The following is an 11372-nucleotide window of genomic DNA, read 5'->3' as shown; positions in this document are numbered from 1 at the left end:
CAAGGGATTGACGCAACGCCCGTTACAGAAGATCGCATAATGTATCAACAGGAACGCCCGGTCGAAACGGGCGAGGGGCAGGAAGCAGTCCTTCGGAGCCGTTTCATTTACCCTGCGTGGCTGTCGGAATCTGCTGGGTGCAGATGTTCTGTATCACGATGATCGTCTATCGCGGATCGCCCGGAGCTCCGCGAGGAATGCCGTTGCAATTTCGGTTGCCTCAGACGCATCCGCGGATTCGACATCCAAACCGTGCGCAGCGCGGTTCATGGTCTGTAGAGCATTCCGGAACCGATCTGCGCTTTGGGGCGCCAAACCGAGTCGCTGCAGTTCCGTTAGCATCGGTCCGAGAGCCAGCGGACGCTCGGATTCGGTCTGATCGGCCATCAGTAGTCGGATTTCACGCTCAACCTCTATGCGTAGCTTCACGAGCGCCATCAACGGGAATTCCCGCGCAAACTCCGCCTCTGTCGGTAGCTCTGTCTGCAATGGCTCGGGGAGGGCGGCAGAGAGCCTATATTCCGCAACGCCCATCGGCTTTGTGGAGTCTCGAAGCGCGTATTCGACGATCACTTCATTCTTTCCTTTGCACAGAATGATGCCGATGCTCGGGGCGTCTGACTCGTGTCGAAGTTGGGCATCGACCGCGGAAAGATAGAAGTTCATCTTCCCAGCGAACTCCGGCCTAAAGTCCTCGATCTTCAGCTCTACGACGACGAAACAGCGCAGCCGCAAATGATAGAATAGAAGATCCAGATAATAGTCCTGCCCACCAACCTCGAGATGATGCTGGCTGCCGACGAATGCGAAGCCTTTACCGAGCTCAAGAATGAGAGAGCGTAGGTGCTCAAGGAGTCCTTGCGCAAGTTCGCGCTCGGACATTGCCGGACCGAGGGCAAGAAAATCGAAGCTGTAAGGATCTTTGATTAACTCTTGCGCCAGATCGGATTGCGGCGCAGGCAGTGTCCGGGCGAAATTGGTGAGTGCCTTGCCCTGCCGCTGGTAGAGGCCGCTTTCGATCTGATGTACGAGAACATTGCGGCTCCACCCATGTTCTACCGCTTGCCGAGCATACCAGAGCCGCTCTTCGGAGCTTTTCAACGCCTCGATGAGCTTGACGTTATGGCCCCAGGGCAATTGTGCAACAAGTTGTTGCACGATTTGTTCATCCGGAAACGCCTCAGCAAAGGCGCGCATATATTTGAGGTTCCGCGGCGAAAGCCCCGTCATCTCGGGAAAATCGCGCCGAAGATCCGTGGCGAGCCGATCGATGACGCGCGTGCCCCATCCTTCGGCGACCTGGCGTGCCAAGATCTCCCGCCCGATGCTCCAGTAGAGCAAGATGAGTTCGCGGTTGACAGCGACGGCCGCCTTCAGGCGAGCTGTTCGGATCCTGTCCTTAAGTTCGGCAAGCAGAGAGGCATAACCGTCGCCGCCAGATGAAGGAATGAGTGTGGTCATGGCTGAGTCTTTATCAGGCCGGGCCGGAAAAAGCTCTACCGATCACAAACGTCGCGTCGTCATCCAGCACTTTGATGTGGCCGCTATGACGGCGGGTCCGCGGTTCGATTCCGTTCAACTGCTCCAGACGTCAAGTGACGAGGTTTCAGGTTCTGTTCCCTTCAAGGCGTGGGGCAAGTGCTGATCGTCTCGAGTGGGTGGAGAGCCGAAGTTCATTGCGATGGCGATGAACGTCTGCAGTGCAGACTTAGCGGCCTTCCGCTGCATGGAGCGATTTAATCAGAAGCATCCAGTGCTCTGTATCGGTCTCCCAGCCGTCCTTCACACTCAAGCTGGATCATTTGGATCCTCCGGAAGCGCTCGGGCGGGCGATTTATCATAAGAGCTTTCGAATGAGACGTGCAAGGCAAGCGCGGAAGCGCACTCCTTGCGTCTGTCTCTTCGGCCTGTACACAGATCGCATGACAGCGTAAGCAATCTCTAATCAATACTTCCGAGGGGAAAGGACAGCAATGGAGTTCGACCTCAGCCACGTTTTGGACGCGCTTCCGGTCATGGTGTGGATCGCACTGCCGGACGGGCAGCTCGAGCTTGTCAATCGACGCTGGTCTGAATTCACCGGCCTCGGTCTGGACGGAGCCCGTGGCGCGGAATGGCAGGCCGCGGTCAACCCGGACGACCTGCCTACACTGCTCGAACGCTGGCGGTCTATTCTGGCGTCCGGCCAGCCTGGCGAGATGGAGGCGCGCGTACGGCGCTTCGACGGGCAGTATCGCTGGGTTCGCATGCAATGCAGTCCGATGTTCGACGATGCCGGACGGATCATGAAATGGTGCGGAGCGGTCAGCGATATCGAGGATTTTCGGCGAGCTGAGGAGACCCTGCGGCGGCGCGCGCTCGACTTTCAGTTGATCGTCGACAGCATCCCAGTTCCGGTCGCCGTGACGACGCCATCGGGGGCGGTCGAGGGCCTCAATCAGGCCACGCTCAACTATTTCGGAAAGACCCTGGAGACTCTGAAGGAATGGGAAGCAACGAACGCCGTCCATCCCGAGGACTTGGAGCGCACAATCGCCGCCCACAATGCAAATTATGAAGCAGGTCGATCCTACGACATCGAGACCCGTCTACGACGCGCAGATGACGTCTATCGCTGGTTCAATGTGCTGGCTATGCCGTTGCGGGATGTCGACGGACACATTCTGCGATGGTTTGAGTTGCTGATCGACATTGACGACCGCAAACGGGCCGAGGCGGCCCTCCAGGCCGCGAACGACCGGCTGGCGCGTGCATCGCAGGTCGCAAGCCTGGTGGAACTCTCCGCCTCGATCGCGCACGAGGTCAATCAGCCGATCGCCGCTGCACTCGCCAACGCGCAGGCTGCGCTTCGCTGGCTGCGAAAGGACCCGCCCGATCTTGCGGAAGTGAGAGAGGCACTTGACGACGTTGTGAAGGACGGCACGCGAGCCGGAGCTGTCATCGATCGGATACGCTCGCTGTTCAAGAACGCACCGCCGTCGCTCGAGAATCTGGACATCACCGAGGCGCTCACCGAGATCGTTGCCCTTAGCCGTGGCAAGGCCCTGAAGAACGGTGTCTCCTTACAGATCCAACTCGCGGAGGGCTTGCCGGCCGTCCGAGGAGACCGCGTACAGTTGCAGCAGGTGATGCTCAACTTGATCACCAACGCCATCGAGGCAATGAGCGATGTCGACGATGGTAATCGCAATGTTCGGATCACCGCCGGAAGAGACGACGACAATGTTTTTGTCACCGTGCAGGACTCCGGTCCGGGCTTGACGCAAGCCACCTTTGAGCGCGTCTTCGAACCGTTTTACACGACCAAGCCGACCGGCCTCGGGGTGGGGCTGTCGATCTGCCGTTCAATCATAGGGGCCCACAACGGTGCGCTTTGGGCGACGAACGCCGAGAAAGGCGGCGCCGTGTTTTCGTTTACCGTTCCCATTTCCACGTCGGCAAATTGCAGGATAGGCGTTCTGGATGCCGTCATGCCCTCTCAAGCGCCTCAACCGCTCGGCGATATGGTCCCCTGAACTGCTTCGGTCAGTCCCACGGCGACGCAATGAATGAGACGGCATCAAGTCCAACGGTCAATCGGCTAATACCTTGGTGTTATCTCCGAGGCAGTTTCCGTCATGCTATGGTTCCAACGCTTTTAGAGATGGCCTTTTAGATGTCGCACAGTTCGGACGAGAGAGCGATTGTCTACATCGTCGACGACGATGAAGCGCTGCGTCGCGCGTTAGACCGCCTGTTCCGCTCTGTTAGCCTTGAAACGCGCAGCTATGGAGCTGCCCGCGAATTTATCGATGCGCAGCGACCGGATCTACCCGGTTGTATCGTACTCGACGTAAGGCTGCCGGGCATCAACGGGCTTGAATTCCAGGCGCAGCTTGGCGTGTTGGGCATCAACTTACCCGTCGTCCTGATCACCGGTCACGGCGATATCCCTATGACGGTTCGGGCCATGAAGGCCGGGGCCGTAGATTTTCTGCCGAAGCCTTTCCGCGACCAGGACATGCTCGATGCAGTGAGCACGGCGATCAATCGCGATCGCAGCCGACGCGCCGCGGAGGACCTCGCTGCCGGTCTCAGAGATCGCTTTGCCACGTTATCGATGCGCGAGCGGGAAGTGATGATGTTGGCGTCCTCCGGCAGGATGAACAAGCAGATCGCCGGCGATCTGGGTCTCAGCGAGGTAACGGTCAAAATCCATCGTGGCGCCGCGATGCGCAAGATGGGTGCTCGGACTCTCGCCGATCTGGTGCGAATGGCCGACGCCTTGAACCTGGCACATGAGCACTGACGCTAACACCTGAGTATGATTCCCAATGGGTGATGCGTGTGCGAGGCTGATGTCCAGCGCTCCGCCCATCTCCGCGGCCAAGCTAACAAGAAGCGAGTGATGCCGCGTGGCTGGGGAACCACTCATATCCATTATCGACGACGATCAGGCGATGCGGTCAGCGCTTGTCAGGCTGATCCGTTCGCTCGGATATATTGCGCGTGGTTTCGCATCAGCCGAGGAATTCATCGAAGCGGGTGTCATGCCGGGTTGTTCCTGTGTCATCACGGACGTCCAGATGCCGGGCATGAGCGGCATTCATTTGACAATGCTGCTCGCGGAGCGGCAATCCCAGGTGCCTGTGATCCTGATTACCGCTCGTACTGAGCCTGGACTCGAGGAGCGCGCTCTTGCCAGCGGGGCCGTGGCCTTCTTCAGGAAGCCGATAGACACCACGGCCTTCATTGACTGCCTGGAAATGGTGATGAGGGCATGAGCCCGCCTGCCCCCCTCGCTGGAACGTTGCGCAAAGAGTCACGATTTCAACAGAACGGTGCGTGGTGGTTGCCCTTCTGCACGGGCGGCAGCCGTCCATCTGAACTGACCGGCGGACACCTGGTCAGTGGCTCATACCAAGGTATGAACCGCATAACCGCTCGTACGATGGCGGCCACGGCATTCGTCCAGCAGCATGCTCATAAGCGACCCTGGCACGTGTGAAAGTACCGATTGAAGCATCGCAAATGGAGAAACACATGCTGCAAATCACCTCCAAACTACCCGTCAGCGATCCTTCACAGCAATGGAGACGACGATGACCACATTCAGCACTACAATCGCCGCCGCAGCCTCAAGCCTCGGCATGGCAACGTTCGCGCCTACCCGCGCCAACGAAGACCTCCTGAAGCGAGAGACACAAAACTGCACCTGCACCGGGAACACGCCGGTGAAAAGGTCAGCGCGCGGTTTGGTTTAGCGCGACTGTATGATTAAGGGGACGGCCATCGGCCGGTGTTCACATGACTTACGATCTTCTGGTTAACGGCAAAAAATACGTCGTCGATGTCGATGGCGACATTCCGCTTCTGTGGGTCTTACGCGACACCATAGGTCTCACTGGAACGAAATTTGGGTGCGGCATCGCCATGTGCGGTGCCTGTACGGTGCATGTCGATGGCGTGCCCGTGAGGTCGTGTATCATGCCTGTCGCCGAAGCGGCGGCCAAGCCGATCACCACGATCGAGGCGATTGGCGAGACTGCCGAAGGCGCCCGCGTGCAGAAGGCCTGGCTCGACATCGATGTCGTCCAGTGCGGCTACTGTCAGTCTGGACAGATCATGTCCGCGGCCGCGCTCCTTGCGGCCAATCCGTCGCCGAGCGACGACGACATCGATGCCGTCATGGCCGGAAATATTTGTCGATGCGGCACGTATCCGCGCATTCGCGCCGCCATCAAGCTGGCTGCAGCGGGGAGGTGATTTGCCATGGCCGTTCACGACAAACTCACCCTTCCGGTATCGCGCCGGCACTTCCTGATCGGCGCATCGCTGACGGGAGCGGGCCTCGTCATTGGCCTGCAGCCTTCGCCTTCGTCCGCTGCCGCAGAGGCGTTTGAACCCAACGCCTTCATTCGCATCCCTGCCGAAGGCAAGGTTGTCTTCGTCATGCCGTCCGTGGAGATGGGACAGGGGATCTACACTTCGGTAGCTATGCTCTTGGCCGAAGAATTGGAAGTCACCCTGGATCAGGTGGAGCTGGAGCATGCGCCTGCTGATCCCACGCGCTATGCAAACCCTTTGCTGGGCGATCAGATCACCGGGGGCTCCATCGCAATCCGCGCTGTTTACGAGCCCATGCGCAAGGCGGGCGCTGCCGCCCGCATCATGCTGGTGAACGCTGCAGCGCGAGGCTGGGGCGTCGAGCCCGAGACGTGCAGTGCCGAGGCCGGGCATGTCGTTCACGCCGCAAGCGGCCGCCGCGCTGCCTATGGCAGTTTGATACGGGCTGCGGCATCCGAAGCCGTTCCACAGGAAATGCCACTGAAGCCTGCGTCCAGCTTCAAGCTGATCGGCCAGTCCGTCCGGCGCCTTGACAGTCCGGAAAAGGTCAACGGTACCGCGAAATTCGGCATCGACGCACGTCCGCAAGGCGTGTCTTACGCGGCGATCGCAATCTGTCCCCACTTCGGCGGCAAGCTGCGCGCGGTAGAAGACGGACCGGCAATGGCGGTGAAAGGCGTCAAACAAGTTGTCCGGATCGAGGATACTGTTGCCGTCGTGGCCGACAACACGGGTGCCGCACGAAAGGCGCTCGCTGCTCTCTCCATCGAATGGGAGCCAGGCCCGAATGGCACTCTTTCGCTGGTGGACTTGGAGAAGCGCGCGGAAGAGGCGATTGACGGCAACGCCCTGCCGCACATCAACGAGGGCGATATTGCAAAAGCCGAAGCCGAGCACGGACCTGCGCTGGAGTTCGTCTACCGCCTCCCGATCCTCACCCATTCGGCAATGGAGCCGATGAACTGCACGCTGCACGTTCGCAGCGATGGCTGTGACGTGTGGGTTGGTACGCAGGTCATGGGGCGAGCACGGCAAGCCGTCGCCGATGTGACCGGGCTTCCCTTAGAGAAGGTCGTTGTGCACAACCACCTGCTGGGTGGCGGTTTCGGGCGGCGGCTTGATGTCGACGGGATCATTTTGGCGGCGAAAATCGCAAAGCAGGTCGAGGGCCCCGTCAAGGTTACCTGGAGCCGCGAGGAGGACATCCGCCACGACTGCTATCGTTACCTGAACTACAGCAAGGTCACGGCGACTCTGGGCGCCGACGGCATGCCCGCTTCCTGGCGTCACCGCGTCATCGGCCCTGCCGTCATGGCGCGCTGGCTGCCGGCCTTCACCCGCGATGGCATCGACCTCGACATCATGGCGGGGGCCGAAACCCCCTATGCGATCCCGAACAAATACACCGACTTCGTGCGCCATGAGGCACCGGAGGGCATGTTGACGGGCAACTGGCGCGGCGTCGGTGCCACACGCAACCTTCCTGCCATAGAAGGCGGCATCGACGAGTTGGCCCATGCCGCCGGCGTCGATCCGCTGGAATACCGCAGACGCCTGCTTCAGCATAAGCCGCGTCTCCTCGCCGCGCTCGATCTCGCGGCGGAGAAGGCCGGTTGGGCAACTGCTCTGCCCCCTGGGAAGGGAAGGGGCATCGCGCTTTCGGAGGATTTCGGCAGTTTCGCCGCGATGATCTCGGAAATGAGCGTCGGGGAGGACGGAAGCCTAAAGACCGAGCGCATCATCTGCGCCGTCGACTGCGGCCAGGTCATCAATCCGGACACGGTCGAAGCCCAGATACAGAGCGGCATCATTTACGGTCTGAGCGCCGCTCTCTATGGACGCATCACTGTCCAGAACGGCGCCGTCGTGGAGGGCAACTTCGACGATTCTCCCGTTCTAAGAATAAACGAGACGCCGAAGATAGAGGTTCACATCGTGCCAAGTTCCGAGGCGCCAGGCGGCATAGGAGAGGTCGGCACACCGGGCGTCGCCCCCTCGCTCCTCAATGCGATCTTTGTGGCAACCGGTAAGCGACTGCGGTCGCTCCCGATCGACCATAACGAATTGCGGAGGGCGTGATCATGATCAAGCGGATTTTCGCCATCCCGCTCGTCGCCGTTCTCGCTGCGACCGGTATCGTTGCCGGTATGGGATCCCTTCAGACTTATGCTGAACCGTCGGATGGTGGAGCCCTCAAGTCCGTTTCCGACTTTGAGGCGATTGCGGACACCGGCGCGCGCTCGAAGGCCATCTTCGAGGAGGCAAGCCGTGTCATCACGCATCCGCGCTGCATCAACTGCCATCCGGCGACGCGCAGCCCGACGCAGGGTGAAGACATGCACCCGCATGTGCCGTTGATGAATGCCACCGAAAGCTCGCTGGGTCCGGCGGGACTTGTCTGCAGCACTTGCCACGGAGCCGAGAATCGTCCGGTGGTCGGCAGCCGCATGAAATCAATTCCGGGGAACGCGCACTGGTCATTGGCGCCGGCCAGCATGGCGTGGCAAGGATTGACGGTGGGTGATATCTGCCGGCAGGTGAAGGACACGAACCGGAACGGCAATCGGTCCCTTGCCGATCTCATCCGCCACATGGGCGAAGACCATCTGGTCGGCTGGGCCTGGCACCCTGGCGAAGGTCGCAGTGCTCCTCCCGGTTCGCAGGAGACGTTTGCCGCATTGATCGATGCCTGGGTCAGCACCGGTGCCGAATGTCCCGATTGAGGGGCTGAGGGGGCACAGGGAGACCAATCACCGTTTCGCGAAGAACCCGCCAGTTTCATCATTCACAACGGTGAGGCAGGGATATCTTAGTGCTTGCCGAACCGAGATGCCGCGCACGGGATTCGACGGCTCCATCGCGGGCTGTTCCTGCGGCCACAAGGTGCGGCAGCCCTGAGCGTGGCTCGACGGAAAAACAGCGCTCTTCAGGAGGGGTAGCGTTCGCATGTAGAGTTAAGTGAAATGTTGCACCGTTGAAAAAGCGTTTGCATTGCGGAAGCTTGCGAGATCAACTTTGGGACCTGGTCGACTCGATCGGCGCGGGGCGAGACAGGTAATCCGCCAAAATTGAAATCTCGGCAGCGCAGGCTAGGAGCTGACTACCTTGACGATGGCTCAAACCCACGGAATTGCCACAGGACGGTGGTCGTCGAGCGAGCTTTCAGCAGCCTATTGATGTGCGACTTGGGAAGCCGCCGACATCAGTTCCTTGGGATTCGGTGCCTTGAATGTATAGTCCTCCTCCAGAACTTCAGTGAAGCTCCAGCGTACGATCCCCGCCCGGTCCAGTAGGAACTGACCGACAAGCTGCGCCTGGCCGGAAGCCATCATCCGCTGATCGGCTTCCGTAATCTCATATCCTTCCTTCCTGTTGAGAAACTCGTTCATTGCCATAACGTCCATAGGCTCGGGCAACTCGCGCGGGAGATGGACCCGTATCGCCATGACCGTCTCCATCCCGACCTCTTGCAAGCCGAAAGCACGATGCGAGGCCCGCTCCGGGTCGGACGCCGCGAGAAGATCTGACATCGGGTGGTACCGGAAATAGAGCCGCGCGCGTTCGACCGGCGTGTTGACCACTGCCAGGCATTCGACGCCTTTCTCATGCAGGGCCGGTTTGAGCTGCGCCATCGCCGCGACATGGCGCCGGCAGAACGGACAGTGCAGGCCTCGGAACAAACCGATCAGTAACGGGCTACGGCCTCGAAAATCATTGAGCGCGACCTTGCCTTCGCGCGAGATGGCATCGAGTACAACATCTGGTGCCCGGACGCCCGGCTGCAGCGGGCGGTCGACACTACTCGTGGACATGGACAACCTCCTCGCAAGAAAAGGCAAAGCGCTTCGGGTTTGAGCCCGTGCTGGGCGCAAACCTCCCGCGCCAGAGAAAGTTAGCGTTTGGCTTCAGCCACATTGCCGAGGTCGAGATTAAGCGTTGCAAGCCCATCTTAACACGGAAAAAGCATCTGCGGTTCGCCCGTCTCCCGAGCCGTCATGAGCGCTCGCTATAATAACGGACAGCGAGTTCCGGCTTCCGTGGATTGGTGGATTTGCGCCAGCGCCAGGACGATCAACGGCACCGCCAGATGCTTCGTTGGTCGAGCGCACAGTGGATCTCGATTGCCTTCTCGGCGGCCGGTACACCTCCCAGTGTTCAACGTCTTGAAACTCGGGCGGCCTCGATATGACCGGATGCCAAATGTGGCGAATGACCTCACACGAGAGCACTCCCGAATGCTATTGCGCTGAAGGTCCGGTTCCCGACCTCGTTTTGGACGCACAAGTCTGAGACGACCAAGGTCATCAACGGTTCGAGGGCGGCCGTTGATCCGACAGACGCTCATGCACAAGTTTTACTTCGTCGACGAGCGATGTTCCGTTCTGTGGTTCGAAGATGGTGTAACGGGCCGACCCGGCCCGGCAGGTTTGAAGGGCCGGTGGTCGTCCCTCACAATGATGGTGTCGCGGAGTCAGGAGTGGCCTGCTCCATAGCAGCACGGAGAGACGACCATGAAAGAGTATGCCGGCATAGACGTATCCCTGGAATACTCAAGTGTGTGCGTGGTGGATGCGGATGGCCGCATTGTGCGGGAAGCAAAGATCCTCAGCGAGCCCGCTGCGCTGATCGCCTGGTTCGGCGCGCACGGCGTTGCGATGGAGCGAATTGGTCTGGAGGCCGGGCCCTTGTCGCAGTGGCTCCATGCCGGGATGGTGAAAGCCGGTCTCTCGGTCGAGCTGATCGAGACGCGCCACGTGCGTGCAGCCTTCAAGACAATGCCGGTAAAGACCGACAAGAAGGACGCTCGGGGCATTGCGCAGTTGATGCGGCTTGGCTGGTTCAGGCCGGTCCACTGCAAATCTCTTGCGGCCCAGGAGGTGCGTGCGCTGCTGACCGCCCGCAAGCTCATTCAAGGCAAGCTTCACGACATCGAGATGAGCATCCGGGGCATCCTGCGCGGCTTCGGCCTCAAGGTCGGGCCGACGACGCGGCGCACTTACGCGGGGCGCATCCGCGAGCTGATTGCAGGCCATTCGACCTTGGAAGCGATCGCCGCTTCGCTGCTGAAGGTGCGCGACGCGCTTGTGCATGAGTTTGCAGGGCTTGAGCGCCAGCTGCGCGCCATCGCCCGCCAGGATAACAACGCACAGCGGTTGATGACGACGCCAGGCGTTGGTGTCCTGGTGGCGCTGACGTTTGTGGCGGCCGTCGATGCGCCGGAGCGCTTCCGCTCATCACGCGCGGTGGGGCCGCACTTCGGATTGACGCCGAAGAAATATCAATCGGGCGAGACCGATCATAGCGGTCGCATCTCGAAGATCGGCGATGGGAGCGTGCGCACCGCGCTCTACGAGGCGGCCAACGTCATCCTGACGCGACCGGTCAAAGGTTCCGATCTGAAGCGCTGGGCGTTGGCGGTCGCCAAACGGGCCGGTCCCAGAAAGGCGCGCGTGGCGCTGGCCCGCAAGCTCGCGGTGGTGTTGCATTGCCTGCTCAGGGACAGAACCAACTTCATTGCTCATAAGGGAGCGCCAGCCGTGGCGGCT

At 60.3% G+C, this 11372-nt stretch carries 9 protein-coding genes; 7 read left to right on the top strand and 2 right to left on the bottom strand.

What is annotated here, in order from left to right; genetic code table 11:
• Positions 1-153: 153 nt before the first annotated feature.
• Positions 154-1461, bottom strand: a complete 1308-nt coding sequence (locus tag GHK62_RS14010; protein WP_153439778.1) for a PDDEXK nuclease domain-containing protein — start codon at positions 1459-1461, stop codon at positions 154-156.
• A 512-nt stretch (positions 1462-1973) separates the two neighbouring features.
• On the opposite strand from GHK62_RS14010, the gene GHK62_RS14005 reads away from it, so the two are divergent.
• From GHK62_RS14005 to GHK62_RS13980, 6 genes are all read left to right on the top strand, one after another.
• Positions 1974-3515, top strand: coding sequence for a PAS domain-containing protein (locus tag GHK62_RS14005; RefSeq protein WP_153439777.1), 1542 nt, complete (start codon positions 1974-1976; stop codon positions 3513-3515).
• A 140-nt stretch (positions 3516-3655) separates the two neighbouring features.
• The gene (locus tag GHK62_RS14000; protein ID WP_153439776.1) at positions 3656-4288 is read left to right on the top strand and encodes a response regulator transcription factor; all 633 of its coding nucleotides are present in this window, start codon (positions 3656-3658) and stop codon (positions 4286-4288) included.
• Between the two features lie 106 nt (positions 4289-4394).
• Complete coding sequence (locus tag GHK62_RS13995) at positions 4395-4763, top strand: response regulator transcription factor (RefSeq protein WP_184109065.1); 369 nt, start codon at positions 4395-4397, stop codon at positions 4761-4763.
• A gap of 523 nt (positions 4764-5286) precedes the next feature.
• Positions 5287-5745, top strand: a complete 459-nt coding sequence (locus GHK62_RS13990; protein WP_153439775.1) for a (2Fe-2S)-binding protein — start codon at positions 5287-5289, stop codon at positions 5743-5745.
• A gap of 6 nt (positions 5746-5751) precedes the next feature.
• Positions 5752-7905, top strand: a complete 2154-nt coding sequence (locus tag GHK62_RS13985) for a xanthine dehydrogenase family protein molybdopterin-binding subunit (protein WP_153439774.1) — start codon at positions 5752-5754, stop codon at positions 7903-7905.
• Between the two features lie 2 nt (positions 7906-7907).
• A complete protein-coding gene (locus GHK62_RS13980; RefSeq protein WP_153439773.1) occupies positions 7908-8549 on the top strand; it encodes an Isoquinoline 1-oxidoreductase subunit in 642 nt (213 codons plus the stop codon).
• A gap of 447 nt (positions 8550-8996) precedes the next feature.
• Here the strand turns inward: GHK62_RS13980 and GHK62_RS13975 are convergent, their stop codons facing one another.
• Positions 8997-9638 carry a peroxiredoxin-like family protein gene (locus GHK62_RS13975; protein ID WP_153439772.1) on the bottom strand — a complete coding sequence of 214 codons (642 nt, stop codon included), beginning with the start codon at positions 9636-9638 and terminating at the stop codon, positions 8997-8999.
• 699 nt (positions 9639-10337) lie between these two features.
• Between GHK62_RS13975 and GHK62_RS13965 the strand changes: the two genes are divergently transcribed.
• A partial coding sequence (locus GHK62_RS13965) for an IS110 family RNA-guided transposase (RefSeq protein WP_153439716.1) occupies positions 10338-11372 on the top strand: 1035 nt, incomplete at its 3' end.

The sequence above is a fragment of the Sinorhizobium terangae genome, from assembly GCF_009601505.1.
In the GTDB taxonomy this organism is placed as follows: Bacteria; Pseudomonadota; Alphaproteobacteria; order Rhizobiales; family Rhizobiaceae; genus Sinorhizobium; species Sinorhizobium terangae.
Note: the sequence above shows the minus strand (reverse complement) of the source record. Positions and strands in the feature narration are given on the sequence as shown.